Source organism: Mycobacterium sp. PTI7, from assembly GCF_056679845.1.
The window spans coordinates 1081815-1098995 of the sequence record NZ_CM155252.1; the positions used below are offsets into that span (position 1 = coordinate 1081815).

16 protein-coding genes and 2 tRNA genes are annotated in these 17181 nt (G+C 70.5%); 11 read left to right on the forward strand and 7 right to left on the reverse strand.

All coding sequences use genetic code 11. From position 1 onward, the window contains the following. Positions 1-51: 51 nt before the first annotated feature. From AC1MEY_RS05245 to AC1MEY_RS05260, 4 genes are all read right to left on the reverse strand, one after another. Positions 52-999, reverse strand: coding sequence for a phytoene/squalene synthase family protein (locus AC1MEY_RS05245; RefSeq protein WP_480229657.1), 948 nt, complete (start codon positions 997-999; stop codon positions 52-54). Then, entirely contained in the window at positions 996-2507 is a 1512-nt protein-coding gene (crtI, locus tag AC1MEY_RS05250; protein WP_480229658.1) for a phytoene desaturase family protein, read from the reverse strand. The genes AC1MEY_RS05245 and crtI overlap by 4 nt, the downstream gene beginning before the upstream one ends. Continuing rightward, entirely contained in the window at positions 2507-3607 is a 1101-nt protein-coding gene (locus AC1MEY_RS05255) for a polyprenyl synthetase family protein (protein WP_480229659.1), read from the reverse strand. Before AC1MEY_RS05255 ends, crtI begins: the two co-directional genes overlap by 1 nt. A gap of 184 nt (positions 3608-3791) precedes the next feature. Then, the gene (locus AC1MEY_RS05260) at positions 3792-5237 is read right to left on the reverse strand and encodes a phytoene desaturase family protein (RefSeq protein WP_480229660.1); all 1446 of its coding nucleotides are present in this window, start codon (positions 5235-5237) and stop codon (positions 3792-3794) included. Between the two features lie 58 nt (positions 5238-5295). Between AC1MEY_RS05260 and serA the strand changes: the two genes are divergently transcribed. Together serA and AC1MEY_RS05270 are read left to right on the forward strand one after the other, a co-directional pair. Then, positions 5296-6882 (forward strand): phosphoglycerate dehydrogenase, encoded by a 1587-nt coding sequence (gene serA / locus AC1MEY_RS05265; RefSeq protein ID WP_480229661.1) that lies wholly within the window; start codon positions 5296-5298, stop codon positions 6880-6882. 8 nt (positions 6883-6890) lie between these two features. Next, positions 6891-7910, forward strand: coding sequence for a 3-isopropylmalate dehydrogenase (locus AC1MEY_RS05270; RefSeq protein ID WP_480231310.1), 1020 nt, complete (start codon positions 6891-6893; stop codon positions 7908-7910). Here AC1MEY_RS05270 and AC1MEY_RS05275 read toward each other — a convergent pair whose 3' ends face one another. Beyond that, the gene (locus tag AC1MEY_RS05275; RefSeq protein ID WP_480229662.1) at positions 7911-8237 is read right to left on the reverse strand and encodes an antibiotic biosynthesis monooxygenase family protein; all 327 of its coding nucleotides are present in this window, start codon (positions 8235-8237) and stop codon (positions 7911-7913) included. It lies immediately after the preceding gene. A 57-nt stretch (positions 8238-8294) separates the two neighbouring features. Between AC1MEY_RS05275 and AC1MEY_RS05280 the strand changes: the two genes are divergently transcribed. Together AC1MEY_RS05280 and AC1MEY_RS05285 are read left to right on the forward strand one after the other, a co-directional pair. Further along, positions 8295-8732, forward strand: coding sequence for a MarR family winged helix-turn-helix transcriptional regulator (locus AC1MEY_RS05280; protein ID WP_480229663.1), 438 nt, complete (start codon positions 8295-8297; stop codon positions 8730-8732). Between the two features lie 5 nt (positions 8733-8737). Further along, positions 8738-9319 carry a hypothetical protein gene (locus tag AC1MEY_RS05285; RefSeq protein ID WP_480231311.1) on the forward strand — a complete coding sequence of 194 codons (582 nt, stop codon included), beginning with the start codon at positions 8738-8740 and terminating at the stop codon, positions 9317-9319. On the opposite strand, the gene AC1MEY_RS05290 is transcribed toward AC1MEY_RS05285, so the two are convergent. After that, positions 9316-10515, reverse strand: coding sequence for an MFS transporter (locus tag AC1MEY_RS05290; protein WP_480229664.1), 1200 nt, complete (start codon positions 10513-10515; stop codon positions 9316-9318). The two genes, AC1MEY_RS05285 and AC1MEY_RS05290, sit on opposite strands and share 4 nt — an antisense overlap. A gap of 114 nt (positions 10516-10629) precedes the next feature. Here AC1MEY_RS05290 and AC1MEY_RS05295 point away from each other — a divergent pair, with 114 nt between their 5' ends. The 4 genes from AC1MEY_RS05295 to AC1MEY_RS05310 all read left to right on the forward strand — a co-directional run bounded on the left by AC1MEY_RS05295 (position 10630) and on the right by AC1MEY_RS05310 (position 13267). Next, the gene (locus AC1MEY_RS05295; protein ID WP_480229665.1) at positions 10630-11424 is read left to right on the forward strand and encodes a fumarylacetoacetate hydrolase family protein; all 795 of its coding nucleotides are present in this window, start codon (positions 10630-10632) and stop codon (positions 11422-11424) included. Further along, positions 11424-12896 (forward strand): glutamate--tRNA ligase, encoded by a 1473-nt coding sequence (gene gltX / locus AC1MEY_RS05300; protein WP_480229666.1) that lies wholly within the window; start codon positions 11424-11426, stop codon positions 12894-12896. Before AC1MEY_RS05295 ends, gltX begins: the two co-directional genes overlap by 1 nt. Before the next feature lie 141 nt (positions 12897-13037). Continuing rightward, positions 13038-13112: transfer RNA gene (locus tag AC1MEY_RS05305), tRNA-Gln, on the forward strand. Between the two features lie 82 nt (positions 13113-13194). Continuing rightward, positions 13195-13267 (forward strand) — tRNA-Glu (locus tag AC1MEY_RS05310). A 73-nt stretch (positions 13268-13340) separates the two neighbouring features. Here AC1MEY_RS05310 and AC1MEY_RS05315 read toward each other — a convergent pair. After that, positions 13341-14042 (reverse strand): IclR family transcriptional regulator, encoded by a 702-nt coding sequence (locus AC1MEY_RS05315; protein ID WP_480229667.1) that lies wholly within the window; start codon positions 14040-14042, stop codon positions 13341-13343. A gap of 85 nt (positions 14043-14127) precedes the next feature. On the opposite strand from AC1MEY_RS05315, the gene leuC reads away from it, so the two are divergent. The 3 genes from leuC (at position 14128) to AC1MEY_RS05330 (ending at position 17108) form a co-directional block, all read left to right on the forward strand. Continuing rightward, a complete protein-coding gene (gene leuC, locus AC1MEY_RS05320; protein ID WP_480229668.1) occupies positions 14128-15591 on the forward strand; it encodes a 3-isopropylmalate dehydratase large subunit in 1464 nt (487 codons plus the stop codon). Between the two features lie 9 nt (positions 15592-15600). Next, positions 15601-16194, forward strand: coding sequence for a 3-isopropylmalate dehydratase small subunit (gene leuD, locus AC1MEY_RS05325; protein ID WP_480229669.1), 594 nt, complete (start codon positions 15601-15603; stop codon positions 16192-16194). Positions 16195-16397: 203 nt separating this feature from the next. Then, positions 16398-17108, forward strand: coding sequence for an HU family DNA-binding protein (locus AC1MEY_RS05330; RefSeq protein WP_480229670.1), 711 nt, complete (start codon positions 16398-16400; stop codon positions 17106-17108). Positions 17109-17181 lie beyond the last annotated feature (73 nt).

Consider the following 17181-nt stretch of genomic DNA (forward strand, 5'->3'; position numbering starts at 1 on the left):
GCATCACTCCGTTCGGTCACCATCGGATCCAGTATCCCCCGCGATCCATGCTCAGGCCCGCCCGCCTCGCGCCCGCGCCCACCACGCCTTCGACAGCCCGGTGGCCGCGACGCCGAGGCGCCGCGGGTTGGACACGGTGGCCCGCTGGGTGAAGACCTCGAAGTCGATCTCCTCGATGCGGTCCAGGATCTTGGAGTAGAGGTCGAGTGCGGCGGCGACGCACGGCCGCGACCTCGGGGCCAGCGTGTCGATGCCACGACCGGCGAACGCGTAGATGCGGCGGGTGGCGGCGTGCTGCTCGGCCAGCGCGTTGCGCACCCGGACGTCGGTGCGACGGTTCTCCCGGCACCAGGTGAGCAGGTCGCGATCCACGCCGTGCGCGGCGAGTTCGTCGGCGGGCAGGTAGACCCGCCCCCGGCCCAGGTCCTCGTTGACGTCGCGCAAGAAGTTGGTGAGCTGGAACGCCGTCCCCAGCGCGGCGGCGTACTTCCCGGCCTCCTCGCGGGGCACGACGGTGCCCAGCACGGGGAGCAGCTGCAGTCCGATCACCTCGGCCGAGCCGTACATGTAGCGATCGAGCTGCGCGCGGTCCGGATAGTCGAACACCGTCAGGTCCATGCGCATCGATCCGAGGAAGTCGTCGAAGTACTCCCACGGGATGTCGTGGCGCCGGGCGGTGTGCACGACCGCGGTCAGCACTGGATCGTCGCTCTGCCCGTCGCCCTGACCGAGGTGGTTGAAGAGCTTGGTGGCCAGCGACTGCAGGTGGTCGCCCCGCTCGGCGAGCGTGAGGGGCGAGTCGACGTCGTCGAGGATGTCGTCGGCCTGCCGGGCGAACCCGTAGAGCGCGTGCACCGCAGGCCGCTGCTCGGGTGCGAGCAGACGGGTGGCGAGGAAGAACGTCCGCCCGTGCTGCGCGTTGATCTCCCGGCACCGTCGGTACGCGTCCCGCAGCTCGGGATCCCGCACCCCCGCGGCGTCCAGCTCGGACGAGATCATCCCCGGACCGCCTCGATGGTCGGGCGCCGGACCGGTTGCCCGGTGATGCGGTCGGCCGCAAGGCGTCCCGACATGATCGCGGTGGGCACGCCCACGCCGGGAACCGTCGACGACCCCGCCAGGACGACGTTGTCGACGCCGCGCACGGTGTTCGCGGGCCGGAACGGTCCGGTCTGGCCGAAGTTGTGCGCGAGCGCGAAGGGCGTGCCGTCGATCATGCCCTGGGCGGCCCAGTCCGACGGATCGACGACGTGCAGGATCTCGGCGTCCTCGCCGACGCCGGGTAGGCGCTCCCGCATCGTGTCGAGCATCCCCTCGACGTACTCGGAACCCGTTGCAGCCCAGTCGATCTTGCCGACGGCGGTGTTCGGTGCGGGCGCCAGCACGTAGAGCAGGTCGCGGCCCTCGGGTGCCAGGCTCGGGTCGCTCGCCGTCGGCCGGGTCACCAGCAGCGACGGATCGCCCATGACGCGTCCCTCGTCGATGATGTCGCGGAACGTCTGGTCCCATGCCTTGCCGAAGAGGATGTTGTGGTGTCCGGCCGTCTGGTCGTCCACGGCCTTGCAGCCCACGTGTGCGATGACCGCCGACGGTGCGGGGCGCAGCTTCACGGCGCGGCGCGGGGTGCGGCCCAGCATCTGATAGGTCTGGGGCAGTTCGGTCGTCAGCACGAAGGCGTCGCCGGTGACGCGCTCGCCGGTGTCGGTGACCGCCGCGGTGACCCTGCCGCCCGACACGTCGAGCGACGACACGGGGGTGTCGTAGCGGAACTCGACGCCGGCGGCGGCGGCCGCGGCCGCCATCGCGTCGGGGAGGGCGCGGACGCCACCGCGCGGGAAGTACACGCCGGCCACCGTGTCCATGTAGGCGATCACGGCGTACACCGCGAGCGCCCGCTGCGGCGGCACGCCGGCGTAGAGCGCCTGGAACGTGAAGACGCGCTTGAGGCGTTCGTCGGAGACGAACTTGCCGACCATGGTCTCCCAGCGCCGGAACCCGCCCATCGCGGTGAGCCGCGCGAGCTGGGGTGTCAGCAGGGACAGCGGCGAGTCGAAGTTGGAGCCGATGAAGCCGTCGAACTCGACCTCGTACAACTTGGTGAGCCACTCGCGCATCTCGAGGTATCCGTCGGCCTGGCGCCGGTCGGAGAACCGCTCGATCTCGGCGGCCATGGCGTCGGCGTCGCTGCGGACGACGAGGTGGCTGCCGTCGGCGAAGCGCGCGTGATAGCCCGGATCCACCTGCTCGAGTTCGAGGCGCTGCGCCATCGTCTCGCCGACGGCGGCGAAGGCGTCGTCGATGATGTCGGGCATCGTGATCACCGTGGGGCCGGTGTCGATGCGGTACCCGTTGACGTCGGCGCGGCCGACGCGGCCACCGGGGTGCGACCCGCGTTCGAGGACCGTGACCTGACGTCCGCGGCCGGCCAGCTGCATGGCCGCCGACAGGCCGGACAGGCCCGCGCCGACGACGACGACGCGGTCGGTGGCGCCGGGGAGGGTGCGCATCAGGCGACCCGGTCGGTGCAGATGGCCGCCATGCCCACCAGGGCGGTGCGGGCGGCGTCGGGGATCTGATCGGTGTCGATGCGATCCAGTGCGCGGGTCAATCTCTCGTCGATCAACTGCTCGATCCATTCGGCCGCGCCGGTGGCGGCGATCAGGGTGCGCCACTGCTGGACGTCACCATCGTGGAGTTCGTCGGCATCCATCAGCGCCGACATCTCGGCGCGGGTGGTGGTGTCGGCGAGCTGGTGTGCGGCGACGACCACGCTGGTCGCCTTCCGCTCCGACAGGTCCGAACCCGCCGGTTTTCCGGTGACCTCGGGGCTGCCGAAGACACCGAGTAGGTCGTCACGCATCTGGAAGGCCTCGCCGATCGCGTCGCCGTAGGCGCCCAGCCGGTTCAGGACACGTGGAGTGCAGTCGGACATCGCGGCGCCGAGTTCCAGCGGACGGCGCACCGTGTAGTTGCCGGACTTGCGCCGCGCGACCTCGAGCACGTGTTCGAGCGTAGGCAGTCCGGCCGCGTCGTTGACCAGATCTGCGAACTGACCGATCGCGAGTTCGGCGCGCATGTGGTCGTATCGGGGCCAGGCGCGGCCGAGCGTGGCGTGGTCGAGGCCGCTGTCGCGCAGCATCTGCTCGGCCCAGACCAGGCAGAGATCGCCGAGCAGCACGGCCGCCGAGTCGCCGAAGCGTTCCGGGGACCCCGACAGTCCGCGACTGCGGTGCCAGTCGGCGAACTGGACGTGCGCCGACGGCCGGCCCCGCCGCAGGGGCGACCCGTCCATCACGTCGTCCTGGAGCAGGGCGAAGACGTGCAGCAATTCGAGGCTGCCCGCGGCATGGAGCGCGGCCCTGTCGTCGTCGGCCCGGCACAGCCAGCCGATGTACATGAAGGTCGAGCGCACGCACTTGCCGCTGTCCAGGAAGCCGGCGAGCACGTCGCCAGTGACGTCCACGTCGGTGCCGGCCAGCTCGCGGGCGCACCGCGTGGCGAAGAAGTCGCCGACGTCTCGCGTGACGGCGTCGCGGACACCGAGGCGCCAGGCCTCGAAGTCGGACTCCGGAATCAAGCCGAGCGCCTCGGTCGGCGCCGAGGTCAAGGTGCGCGCCCGCGCGGACCGGCTTCCCCTACTCAAGAGACTGCCGTTGCACGATGGCCACGTCGCGGAACATACCCACCATTCGGAACGGCACGCCCCCGGGATGGGTGTGACGAACCGCACGGTGACGTGCCGCCGCGAACCTGCTCTCGGCGTCGCCGTGCACCGCGACGCCTGCACCGGTTCACGACGGCCGGGGCGAGAGCGGCGGCATCGAACGGATGCCGAATTCGCGGCGCAGCACCGTGCGCGCGGCGTAGTACCCGGCCATGCCGTGCACGCCCCCGCCGGGAGGCGTCGCCGACGAACACAGATAGGCCCCGCGCACCGGCGTCGTCCACGGATCCAACCGCAACGTGGGACCGGTGAGCGCGCTGAACATGTTGTTGCCGCCGACGCCGATGTCGCCGCCGACGAGGTTCGCGTCGTGGTCGGCCAGCCGGGCGGCGGGGATGCTGCGGACACCCACCACCAGGTCGCGGAAGCCCGGTGCGAACCGCTCCACGATGCCGATCACGGTCTCGGCGGCGTCGACGGTCGAGCCGGCCGGCACGTGGGCGTAGGTCCACAGCGGCCGGCGGCCCGCGGCATCGACGCGAGCCGGATCGGATAGGTGCGGCAGGGCGGCGAGCACCATCGGCCACTCGGCGTGCCTGCCGCGTGCGATCTCGGATTCGGCGTGCGCCATCTGGGTTCGCGTGCCGCCGAGGTGCAGGGTGGGCGCCGTCGCCAATCTCTCGTCCTGCCACGGGATCTCACCGGACAACACGAAGTCGACCTTCGCCACCCCGGGGCCGAAGCGGTAGCGGCGCAACGCCTTCGCGTAACCCGCGGGCAGCGCGTCACCGTAGATCCCCAGCAGCGCGGTGGGGGCCGTGTCGTAGAGGACGACGCCACCGGGCGGGCTCGTCACCTCCTCACCGGTGACCAGTTCGCCGCCGTGAGCGCGGAGGTCGGCGATCAACGCGTCCGGGATGGCCTGCGAACCGCCGACGGGGATCGGCCAGCCGACCGCATGCGCGAGCGTCGACAGCATCAGGCCCGCACCCGACGACACCAGCGACGGCATCTGCGAGATCGTATGCGCTGCAACGCCACTGAACAGCGCGCGGGCATCCTCGCCGACCAGGGTGCGCCACAGCGGCGTGCCCTGCGCCAGCAGTCGGGGAGCGACGCGCAGGGCCGCCGGGATCGACGGCGGGATCGACCGCTTGTCACCGAGCAGCAGTCCGACGACGCCGTCGCAGTCCGCCGCCAGCGGGCCGAGCAGCCTGCGCCAAGAAGCGCCGTCGTCGAGTTCGGCGCACGTGCGCTCGATGTCGCGGTAGCCGATGGCCGCCGACCGGCCGGGCAGGGGATTGCCGTAGGAGATGTCGGGGACCTCCAGCCGGACGCCCCGGGCACGCAGGTCGAACTCGGCGAAGAACGGTGACGCCAGCGCGAGCGGGTGTACGGCCGAGCAGATGTCGTGGCTGACGCCACCGAACTCGGGGTCGGGCAGCGTGCGGGCGCCACCGCCCGCGGTGGGTTGCGCCTCCAGCACCCGCACCGAGAGCCCGGCGCGGGCGAGGATCACCGCGGCACTCAATCCGTTCGGCCCGCTACCGACCACGGTGACGTCGACGTCCACATGCACTCCGTCCGTAGGGCGGCTTGGGGCCTCCATTACAGCCCACTAGGCTGACCGCGTGAGTCTCCCCGTGGTGTTGATCGCCGACAAACTGGCCGAATCCACCGTCGCCGCACTCGGTGACCAGGTAGAAGTCCGCTGGGTGGACGGCCCGGACCGGCCCAAGCTGCTGGCCGCCGTCCCCGAGGCCGACGCACTGCTGGTGCGTTCGGCGACGACCGTCGACGCCGAGGTCCTCGCGGCCGCGCCCAAGCTGAAGATCGTCGCCCGCGCCGGTGTCGGCCTGGACAACGTCGACGTGGACGCCGCCACCGCCCGCGGCGTGCTGGTGGTCAACGCACCGACGTCGAACATCCACAGTGCCGCGGAGCATGCGCTGGCGCTGCTGCTGTCGACGGCCCGCCAGATCCCCGCGGCCGACGCGACGCTGCGCGCCCACACGTGGAAGCGCTCGTCCTTCTCGGGCACCGAGATCTTCGGCAAGACCGTCGGCGTGGTGGGGCTGGGCCGGATCGGACAGCTCGTCGCGCAGCGCCTGGCCGCGTTCGGCGCGCACATCACCGCCTACGACCCCTACGTGTCGCAGGCGCGCGCCGCGCAGCTCGGCATCGAGCTGCTGACGCTCGACGAACTGCTGGGCCGCGCCGACTTCATCTCCGTGCACCTGCCCAAGACCAAGGAGACCGCGGGCCTCATCAACACCGAGGCGCTCGCGAAGACCAAGCCGGGCGTCATCATCGTCAACGCCGCCCGTGGCGGACTGATCGACGAGCAGGCCCTCGCGGACGCGATCACGAGCGGACACGTGCGCGGCGCCGGTCTCGACGTCTTCTCCACCGAACCCTGCACGGACAGCCCGCTGTTCGAACTGCCCGAGGTCGTCGTCACCCCGCACCTCGGCGCGTCGACGGCCGAGGCGCAGGACCGCGCGGGCACCGACGTCGCGGCCAGCGTCCGGCTGGCGCTCGCCGGGGAGTTCGTCCCCGACGCGGTGAACGTGGGCGGCGGCGTGGTTGGCGAGGAGGTCGCGCCCTGGCTCGACCTGGTGCGCAAGCTCGGTCTGCTGGTCGGCGCGCTGTCGGCGGAGCTGCCCACCAACCTCTGCGTGCAGGTGCGCGGCGAGCTGGCCTCCGAGCAGGTCGAGGTGCTGCGGCTCTCGGCGCTGCGCGGGCTGTTCTCGGCCGTCATCGAGGACCAGGTCACGTTCGTCAACGCGCCCGCGCTCGCCGCCGAGCGTGGCGTCGAGGCCACCATCGACACCGAGTCGGAGAGCCCCAACCACCGCAGCGTCGTCGACGTGCGCGCGGTCGCCGCCGACGGTTCGACCGTGAACGTGGCCGGCACCCTGTCCGGGCCGCAGCAGGTCGAGAAGATCGTCCAGATCAACGGCCGCAACCTCGATCTGCGTGCCGAGGGCGACAACCTCATCGTCAACTACAACGACCAGCCCGGCGCGCTGGGCAAGATCGGCACCCTGCTGGGCGCCGCCGGAGTGAACATCCTCGCCGCGCAGCTGAGCCAGGACCACGACGGCGACGGCGCGACGATCATGCTGCGGCTGGACCGCCGGGTGCCCCCCGAGGTCCAGGAGTCGATCGGCCGCGACGTCGACGCCGTGACGCTGGAACTGGTGGACCTGTCGTGAGCGCGTCGCTGAGCAAGCTCGCCGTCATCGCCGGCGACGGCATCGGTCCGGAGGTCATCGCCGAGGCACTCAAGGTGCTCGACGTGGTGCTGCCCGGCGTCGAGCGCACCGAGTACGACCTGGGTGCCCGCCGCTACCACGCGACGGGGGAGACGCTGCCCGACGGCATGGTCGACGAACTCAGGACCCACGACGCGATCCTGCTCGGCGCCATCGGCGACCCGTCGGTGCCCAGCGGCGTGCTCGAGCGCGGACTGCTGCTGACGCTGCGCTTCCAGCTCGACCACCACGTCAACCTGCGCCCGTCGCGGCTGCAGCCCGGCGTCGAGAGCCCGCTGTCGGGCAACCCGTCGATCGACTTCGTGGTGGTGCGCGAGGGCACCGAGGGGCCCTACACCGGCACCGGTGGCGCCATCCGCAAGGACACTCCGCACGAGGTGGCCACCGAGGTCAGCCTGAACACTGCCTTCGGGGTGGAGCGGGTGGTGCGGGACGCGTTCGCGCGGGCCGACAAGCGCCGCAAGCACCTCACCCTGGTGCACAAGACCAACGTCCTGACGTTCGCGGGCACGCTGTGGTCGCGCATCGTGGCCGAGGTCGGCCGCGAGTACCCCGACGTCGAGGTGGCCTACCAGCACATCGACGCCGCGACCATCCACATGGTCACCGACCCGGGCCGGTTCGACGTGATCGTCACCGACAACCTGTTCGGCGACATCATCACCGACCTCGCCGCGGCGGTGTCCGGTGGCATCGGCCTGGCGGCCAGCGGCAACATCGACGCCACGCGTACCAATCCGTCGATGTTCGAACCGGTGCACGGCAGTGCGCCCGACATCGCCGGGCAGGGCATCGCGGATCCGACCGCCGCGATCATGTCGGTGGCGCTGCTGCTGGCGCACGTCGGCGAGGACGAGGCGGCTGCCCGGGTGGACCGTGCCGTCGCCGAGCACCTCGCCACCCGCGGCGACGACGCGCTGTCGACGTCGGCGGTGGGCGACCGGATCGTCGGCCTGCTCGGGAGCTGATCAGGCCCGTTCGTGCACCGATTCGACGGTGTAGAGGTGCGGATCGAATCCCTCGGCCACCTCCGCGGCGGCACGCATGTGCACCTGTGCGGCAGGGTCCGACTGCATGGCGACGAACGCGTCCGCGGTCTGCCACTGCGCGTAGTTGACCACCCGCGTGCCGTCCGTGCTGACGTGGATGTTGGCCGAGATGAAGCCCGGGACGTGCTGCATCACCTCCTCGGTGGCCTCGACGAGCAGAGCGGCCAACTCGTGGGCGCGGTCCGGTCGGACGGTGAAGACGTTGATGAGGGTGGCGTACCCGGCGTGCGGCGTGATGGTCGACATGAATCTCCTTTGTCAGGTTCCTTACATGCCACGGTAGCGCAATGTAAGGTTCCTGTCATGCGGAACGGGGACGTCGAAGCCGGTGCCGGTTATCTGATCAAGCGCGTGCAGCAGTCGCTGCGGCGGCGGTGCGACGCCGGTCTGCGGCCCACCGGCCTCTCCATGGCGCAGTACACCGCGCTTCGGGCGCTCGCCGACCACCCCGACGCGTCGGCGTCCGAACTCGCCCGACTGTGCTTCGTGACGCGCCAGTCGCTGCAGGACGTCCTCGCGGGACTCCGCGCGGAGGGTCTGGTGCGCAACGCCGCCCCGACCCGCGGCCGGGCCACGGCGCTGGCACTGACCGCCGCCGGACGGACGCGTCTCGCTGCCGGTCACGATGCGGTGCTGCGCGTCGAGGAGTCGATGGTCGAGGGGCTCACCGACGACGCCCGCGAACAGTTGGCCGAGCTGCTGACCCGCTGCGCGGAGAACCTCGAGGCAGACCGCGAGTGAGCCGCCTGCGCGACGCCGTGACGCTCAGCCACCAGTGCTGGGCGTTCGTCGTGGGTTCGACGTTCTTCGCGGTGGCGACGGTGCCGGGGTTGCCGGCGTCGGCGATGGCGGCCAACGCGCTGTGCTTCGTCGGATCGTGGTGGTTCACCTGCGCCGCGTGGATCCAGCTGGTCCGGTCGGGTCCCGAGGGCAGTCTCGAATGGTATTCGGCGGCAACGCAGTTCGGTGGGACCGTGCTGTTCAACGTCAGCACCGGGGCGTCGGTCTGGGCGCGTGCCGCCCTCTCCGAGCGCGATCTGGTGTGGGCTCCGGATGCCACCGGATCGGTCGCGTTCCTGGCGAGTGGCGTCCTGGCGGTCCTGGCGACCACCGTGGCCTCCGGGCGCTGGGCGCCGAGATCGGTGGACTGGCAGGCGGCGTGGATCAACCTGGGGGGCTGCGTCGCGTTCGGGGTGAGCGCGCTCGCCGCCTTCGTCACCGCGGCCGGTGCGACGGTCGACCCCGCCGTCGCGGGCGCCGGGACGTTCGTCGGCGCACTCTGCTTCCTCGTCGCAGCGCTGCTACCGCTTCCCGGGGCGCGCTCCTAGTCGCCGGCGGCGCGCAACGGATCGGCGTCGACCGGGACCAGCGGCGCGGCCAGCAGTGGCAGCACGGCGCACACCGCCCAGGCGACCGGGTAACCCGTCGCGGCGATCAGCGCCCCGAACACCGGTGGCACGACACCGGTGGTGAAGAGCTGGCTGGTGTTCTGCATCCCCAGTGCGCGCCCACTCCAGAACGGGCCCGAGATCTCGGCGATCGCGGTGAAGGCCAATCCGTTGTCGGACACCGTGACCATCGACGCCACGGCCAGCGCGACGATGCTCAGCGGTGAGTCGACCACGTCGGTGAGCGCCAGCGCCGCCATCGCGATGGCGGCGCCGACGGCGATGATGCGCACCGGGCGCAGCCGGGAGCCCACCGCGTCCGACCACCGTCCGGCCGCGATCCGGCCGGCCGCGCCGAGAACCTGTGCGCACGTGACGATCACGCCGGCCGAGCCGGCCGACCACCCGCCGTCGGTGATCAGCCACACCAGGGCGAACGTCCACACCACCGACTGCGGGACGACGAGGAGCACGGAGACGGCATGGATCCGCCACAGCGCCGACGAACCCCGGTACGGATTGGCGAGGTCCGCGGCGGGTGCCTCGGCGCGGGTCGGGCGCGGCGGATCGAGCACGCCGACCAGGCTGACCACGGCGGCCGCCGCGCACACGGCCGCCGGGAACAGCAGTGCGCCACCGATGCCGTGCTGCTCGGCCAGGCGGGGGATGACGAGGGCGCCGAGTCCGACGCCCAGCGGTTGTGCGGTCTGGCGGATACCCATCACCAGACCGCGCCGATGCGGCGGGAACCAGCCGACGACGAGGCGTCCGCTGGCGACGTTGCTACTGGCGGCGGCCATTCCGCCCAGGAACAGGAACACGCCGATGGTGGGCAGCGAGTCCGCCGCAGCGGCCGCGAACCCCGCGGCCGCGGTGAGCGCGGAACCGACGGTCAGCACGAACCGCTCGCCGACGCGGTCGACGATCCAGCCCCAGGCGATGAGCGTGACCACCATGCCGAAGCTCGGCAGCGACGACATCAGACCCGCCTGGGCCAGGTCGAGTCCCAGGTCTGTGTGCAGGGTCGGGATGAGGAACGCGACGCCGTTGATGAACACGTTGGCGAAGAGGGTGGCGATCAGCGCGATCGCCAACATCGACCACCGCCGCGCGGTGCCGATCGAGACCGTGACCATTCCGCCATCGTTCCACGCCCGTCTCAGGATGCTGAACAGTCGTCCCGACATGTGAGATGGCGGTCATGTCGGGCCCCTCGGTCCCGGCGCGGCCGAGGCCACTAGGCTGGTCGAATGCGCCTAGGTCGAATCGCCAGCCCCGACGGTGTCGCCTTCGTCACCATCGAAGGAGACGTCTCCACGCCCGAGAGCGCCGCGCGCGCCACGGTCCGCGAGATAGCCGAACACCCCTTCGGGACGCCCGAGTTCACCGGCCGGACGTGGCCGCTCGCCGACGTCCGGCTGCTCGCACCGATCCTCGCGAGCAAGGTGATCTGCATGGGCAAGAACTACGCGGCCCACGCCGCGGAGATGGGCGGCGTCGCCCCCGAGGATCCCGTGATCTTCCTCAAGCCGAACACCGCGATCGTCGGCCCCAACGTGCCGATCCAGCTGCCTGCCGACGCCCATCCCGTGCACCACGAGGGCGAACTGGCCATCGTGATCGGGCGGCCCTGCAAGGACGTTCCCGCTGCCCGCGCGGCCGAGAACATCCTGGGCTACACGATCGCCAACGACGTCTCGGCCCGCGATCAGCAGAAGAAGGACGGCCAGTGGATGCGGGCCAAGGGCCACGACACGTTCTGTCCGGTCGGACCGTGGATCGACACCGACGTCGACCCCTTCGACCTGGACCTGCGGACCGAGGTCAACGGCGAGGTGCGCCAGCACAGCCGGACGTCGCTGATGATCCACGACGTCGGCGCGATCATCGAGTGGGCCTCCGCGGTGATGACCCTGCTGCCCGGTGACCTCATCCTGACCGGAACCCCCGAGGGCGTCGGCCCGATCGAGGACGGCGACACCGTGAGCATCACCGTCGAGGGCATTGGCACCCTCTCCAATCCCGTTGTGCGCAAGGCCAAGTGATGGCCGACACGGACGTCCGCGTACGGTTCTGCCCGTCGCCCACCGGCACCCCGCACGTCGGGTTGGTGCGCACCGCGCTGTTCAACTGGGCCTACGCCCGCCACACCGGCGGCCGCTTCGTCTTCCGCATCGAGGACACCGACGCCGCCCGGGACAGCGCCGAGAGCTACGCGGCGATCCTCGACGCGCTCCGCTGGCTGGGTCTCGACTGGGACGAGGGGCCCGAGGTGGGCGGCCCCTACGAGCCGTACCGGCAGTCGCAGCGCGGCGAGATCTACCGCGACGTGATCGCCCGCCTGCTCGAGGCCGGCGAGGTCTACGAGGCGTACTCCACCGCCGAGGAGGTGGAGGCGCGCCACGTCGCCGCGGGCCGGAATCCGAAGCTGGGCTACGACAATCACGACCGCACCCTCACCGACGAGCAGCGGGCCGCGTTCGCCGCCGAGGGCCGCAAGCCCGTGCTGCGCCTGCGGATGCCCGACGAGGATCTCGGCTGGACCGACCTGGTCCGCGGACCGGTCAGCTTCCCCGCGGGCTCGGTGCCCGACTTCGCGATCACCCGCGCCACCGGTGATCCCCTCTACACACTGGTCAACCCGGTCGACGACGCGCTGATGCGGATCACCCACGTGCTGCGCGGCGAGGACATCATGCCCTCGACGCCGCGGCAGATCGCGCTGTACCAGGCGCTCATCCGGATCGGGGTGGCCGAGCGGGTGCCCGAGTTCGCGCACCTGCCCAGCGTGCTCGGCGACGGCAACAAGAAGCTGTCCAAGCGCGATCCGCAGTCGAACCTGTTCCTGCACCGCGATCGTGGCTTCCTGCCCGAGGGGCTGCTGAACTACCTCGCCCTGCTCGGCTGGGGCATCGCCGACGATCACGACCTGTTCAGCCTCGACGAGATGGTGGCCGCCTTCGACGTCCGCGACGTGAATTCCAATCCGGCGCGCTTCGATCAGAAGAAGGCCGACGCCATCAACGCCGAGCACATCCGTCGACTGTCGGTGCCCGAGTTCACCGCGCGCCTGCGCGACTACTTCGTCGCGCACGGACACGACACCGGACTCGACGACGACGGCTTCGCCGAGATGGCCGCACTCGTCCAGACCCGCATCGTCGTGCTCGGTGACGCGTGGGATCTGGTCAAGTTCTTCGACGAGCGGTCCTTCGCCCTCGACGACAAGGCCGCAGGCAAGGAGCTGAAGCCGGACGCGGTGCCGGTGCTCGACGCCGCCGTGGCGGCCCTCGAGGCCGTGGGGGAGTGGGCGACGCCGGCGATCGAGGACGCGCTGAAGGTCGCGCTGATCGACGGTCTGGAGTTGAAGCCGCGGAAGGCGTTCGGTCCGATCCGGGTCGCCGCCACCGGGTCGTCCATCAGCCCGCCACTGTTCGAGTCGCTCGAACTGCTGGGCCGCGATCGCAGCCTGACCAGGCTGCGTGCCGGCCGTGACCACGCCCAGGCGGCCGGGTGACGGGTGGCGTGCCCGGGGTGTGAAAAACGTGCGCTGAATGTTTGGTAGTCTGCTCGTCGGCCCGTGAACGGCGCGAATCGACGGAAGTCGGAGCGCTCCCGACGCGGAACAGGCCCGTGACCAGCGGTGATGGGCAGCCAGTGGGGTATGGTGTAATTGGCAACACAGCGGTTTCTGGTACCGCCATTCTAGGTTCGAGTCCTGGTACCCCAGCCATTGCGGTGAACGAATTCCGGGCACCGTGGTGATTAGGTCGGCCATCGCGCCTGAGCTATGCTGACCGTCGCAGAATGTTCTAGCCCCCGTCGTCTAGCGGCCTAGGACGCCGCCCTCTCACGGCGGTAGCGTGGGTTCGAATCCCATCGGGGGTACAACACAGAAGGCGCCTGATCCGTCCTGACGACGGAGCGGGCGCCTTTCTCGTCGGCGCGACTGCCGCCCGGTTCAGAGCCTGCGGGTGAGGGCGTCGGAGGCCGCCAGCAGATCCGACGCCCACCTGGCCCCGGGCCTGCGGCCCATCCGGTCGATGGGCCCCGACACCGACACCGCGGCGATCACGGCGCCACGCCCGTCGCGCACCGGCGCCGAGACACTCGCCACACCCGCTTCGCGTTCGGCGGCGCTCTGCGCCCACCCACGCTTGCGGACCTCGGCGAGCGTGCGGTCGGTGAACGAGGCATGGGGGAGCACCGCCTGCTGCGTGGCGACGTCGCTGAACGCCAGGAGGACCTTCGCGCCGGAGCCCGCCGTCATCGGCAGCCTGGTGCCCACGGGCACGGTGTCGCGAAGGCCCGCAGGCGGTTCGAGGGCGGCGACGCACACGCGGGACGTCCCCTCCCGGCGGTAGAGCTGGACGCTCTCGCCGGTGATCTCCCGAAGCCTGGGCAGCACCACGGTCCCCGCGGCCAGCAGCGGGTCGTTGACGTGCCCGGCCAGCTCGGTGAGTCCCGGGCCCAACCGCCAGCGTCCCTCGGCGTCGCGGGCCAGCAGGCGGTGCGTCTCGAGACCCGCGGCGAGGCGGTGGGCGGTGGCGCGGGGGAGGCCCGTGCGCTCGCACAGTTCGGCCAGGCCGCACGGTGACTCGGCCACCGAGTGCAGGACCCCCACGGCTTTGTCGAGGACTCCGATGCCGCTATCCTGTCTCACAGGGAGATACTAGCTTCCCGCATACTGAGATACCAGCTCGATATCCGCAGCGCCCTCTGCGGACGGTTCGGAGGAATCGAATTCCATGACAGTCACCAGCACCACCCACGCGGATGCCCGGCCACGCACGATGGCGGAGAAGGTGTGGGCCGACCACGTCGTCGTCGAAGGCGGCGGTGAGGGCGGATCGCGCGAACCCGACCTCATCTACATCGACCTGCACCTCGTCCACGAGGTGACCAGTCCGCAGGCGTTCGACGGGCTGCGCCTCGCCGGCCGTCCCGTGCGCAGGCCCGATCTCACGATCGCCACCGAGGACCACAACGTGCCGACGATCGACATCGACAAGCCGATCGCCGATCTGGTGTCGCGGACCCAGGTCGACACGTTGCGGCGCAACTGCGCGGAATTCGGCATCCGGCTGCACCCCATGGGCGACGTCGAGCAGGGCATCGTGCACATCATCGGCCCGCAGCTCGGCCTGACGCAGCCCGGCACCACGGTGGTGTGCGGCGACAGCCACACCTCGACGCACGGTGCGTTCGGCGCGCTGGCGATGGGGATCGGCACCTCCGAGGTGGAGCACGTCCTTGCGACGCAGACCCTTCCGTTGCGCCCGTTCAAGACCATGGCGGTCAACGTCGACGGCGTCCTGCCCGAGGGCGTCAGCGCCAAGGACGTCATCCTGGCGGTCATCGCGAAGATCGGCACGGGCGGCGGCCAGGGGCACGTCATCGAATACCGCGGCAGCGCCATCGAATCGCTGTCGATGGAAGGTCGCATGACGATCTGCAACATGAGCATCGAGGCGGGTGCGCGCGCGGGCATGGTCGGCCCGGACGAGACGACGTTCGAGTACCTGCGCGGCCGCCCCCACGCACCGACGGGCGCGGACTGGGACGCGGCGGTCGAGGCGTGGCGTGCGCTGAACACCGACGAGGGCGCCCGATTCGACACCGAGGTCCACATCGACGCCGCGAGCCTGAGCCCCTTCGTGACGTGGGGGACGAACCCCGGTCAGGGCGTGCCACTGGCCGGCGCGGTGCCCGATCCCGAATCGCTGCTCGACGACGACCAGAAGCAGTCGGCCGAGAAGGCGTTGACCTACATGGATCTTCGCGCCGGGACGCCGATGCGCGAGGTCTCGGTCGACACGGTGTTCGTCGGGTCGTGCACCAACGGCCGCATCGAGGACCTGCGGGTGGTCGCCGACGTCCTCCGCGGCCGCAAGGTCGCCGATGGCGTCCGCATGCTGGTGGTCCCCGGATCCATGCGGGTGCGCGCGCAGGCCGAATCCGAGGGCCTGGGCGAGATCTTCGCCGCTGCCGGCGCCGAGTGGCGGCAGGCCGGCTGCTCGATGTGCCTCGGGATGAACCCCGACCAACTGGCCCCCGGGGAGCGGTGCGCCTCGACCTCCAACCGGAACTTCGAGGGCAGGCAGGGCAAGGGCGGTCGCACGCACCTGGTCTCGCCCGCGGTCGCCGCGGCGACCGCCGTGCGCGGCACCCTCTCCTCACCCGCCGATCTTCCCGCCGCCGCGAACAGCTAGGAGTACCCCATGGATGCGTTCCACACCCACACCGGAATCGGCGTGCCGCTGCGACGGTCCAACGTCGACACCGACCAGATCATCCCGGCCGTCTACCTCAAGCGGGTCACCCGAACGGGTTTCGAGGACGGTCTGTTCGCCGCGTGGCGCAACGACCCGTCGTTCGTCCTCAACCTCCCGCCGTTCGACGCCGGCTCGGTGTTGGTGGCCGGCCCCGACTTCGGTACCGGATCGTCGCGCGAGCACGCCGTCTGGGCGCTGATGGACTTCGGCTTCCGGGTCGTCATCTCGTCGCGCTTCGCCGACATCTTCCGCGGCAACGCGGGCAAGGCGGGCCTGTTGGCCGCCGAAGTGAATCACGATGATGTGGAACTGCTGTGGAAGTTGATCGAGCAGAGTCCCGGGCTGGAACTGACTGTGAACCTTCGGGATAAGACGATCACCGCAGGAACGGTCATGGTGCCGTTCACGATTGACGACTACACCGCGTGGCGACTGCTCGAGGGCCTGGACGATATAGGCCTTACGCTGCGCAAACAGGAGGAGATCTCGACCTTCGAGGCGTCTCGTCCGAGCTGGAAACCACGCACGCTAGAGGTCTGAGCCGGCGTCGTCGGGGGGCCGAAAAGGGCTCTCCGCAACCAGTTCTAGGACTGGCGTACCACAGCCCATGTGGGGCAATCGGATTGCCGAATGGGGTGCCAGCTACGTCTGAAATTCGGCGTGGCTCTTGGATATCTGCTGCACGAGGGTTTACCGTGGGCACTAGTCGGTCCAAGATGGACCACTGGCTCCGGAGGTTTTGCATGAACAAGGCAGAGCTCATCGATGTCCTCACGGACAAGTTGGGCACCGACCGCCGGCAGGCAACTGCCGCGGTAGAAAACGTCGTCGACACGATCGTGCGTGCCGTCCACAAGGGCGACAGCGTCACGATCACCGGGTTCGGCGTCTTCGAACAGCGTCGCCGCGCGGCACGTGTCGCCCGCAACCCGCGTACCGGTGAGACCGTCAAGGTCAAGCCGACGTCGGTTCCGGCGTTCCGGCCCGGCGCACAGTTCAAGGCGGTTGTGTCTGGCGCGCAGAAGCTCCCGTCCGACGGCCCCGCCGTGAAGCGTGGCGCCACCGCCGCGCCGGCTCGCAAGACCGCGGTCAAGAAGGCCGCCGTCAAGAAGGCCGCACCGGCCAAGAAGGCTGCCGCGCCTGCGAAGAAGGCCGCGGCTCCCGCCAAGAAGGCGGCCGCACCTGCCAAGAAGGCTGCGACCCCGGCCAAGAAGGCTGCTACGCCTGCGAAGAAGGCTGCGACCCCGGCCAAGAAGGCTGCTACGCCTGCGAAGAAGGCTGCGACCCCCGCCAAGAAGGCTGCTACGCCTGCGAAGAAGGCCGCCACCCCGGCCAAGAAGGCGCCCGCCGCCAAGAAGGCTGCTGCACCTGCTGCCAAGAAGGCCGCGACCAAGGCTCCGGCCAAGAAGGCACCGGCTGCCAAGAAGGCACCGGCCAAGAAGGGCCGCCGCTAGATCAGAGGTACTGCCCGCACTCGCTGCGAGCAGGGGACGCGCCGTGGATCACTCGATCCGCGGCGCGTCTGCG

Coding starts and splice junctions, on each gene's coding strand:
- AC1MEY_RS05245 (WP_480229657.1), bottom strand. CDS start 999: ATGATCTCGTCCGAGCTGGACGCCGCGGGGGTGCGGGATCCCGAGCTG.
- crtI (WP_480229658.1), bottom strand. CDS start 2,507: ATGCGCACCCTCCCCGGCGCCACCGACCGCGTCGTCGTCGTCGGCGCG.
- AC1MEY_RS05275 (WP_480229662.1), bottom strand. CDS start 8,237: ATGTCGACCATCACGCCGCACGCCGGGTACGCCACCCTCATCAACGTC.
- AC1MEY_RS05280 (WP_480229663.1), top strand. CDS start 8,295: ATGCGGAACGGGGACGTCGAAGCCGGTGCCGGTTATCTGATCAAGCGC.
- AC1MEY_RS05290 (WP_480229664.1), bottom strand. CDS start 10,515: ATGGTCACGGTCTCGATCGGCACCGCGCGGCGGTGGTCGATGTTGGCG.
- AC1MEY_RS05295 (WP_480229665.1), top strand. CDS start 10,630: ATGCGCCTAGGTCGAATCGCCAGCCCCGACGGTGTCGCCTTCGTCACC.
- gltX (WP_480229666.1), top strand. CDS start 11,424: ATGGCCGACACGGACGTCCGCGTACGGTTCTGCCCGTCGCCCACCGGC.
- leuC (WP_480229668.1), top strand. CDS start 14,128: ATGACAGTCACCAGCACCACCCACGCGGATGCCCGGCCACGCACGATG.
- leuD (WP_480229669.1), top strand. CDS start 15,601: ATGGATGCGTTCCACACCCACACCGGAATCGGCGTGCCGCTGCGACGG.
- AC1MEY_RS05330 (WP_480229670.1), top strand. CDS start 16,398: ATGAACAAGGCAGAGCTCATCGATGTCCTCACGGACAAGTTGGGCACC.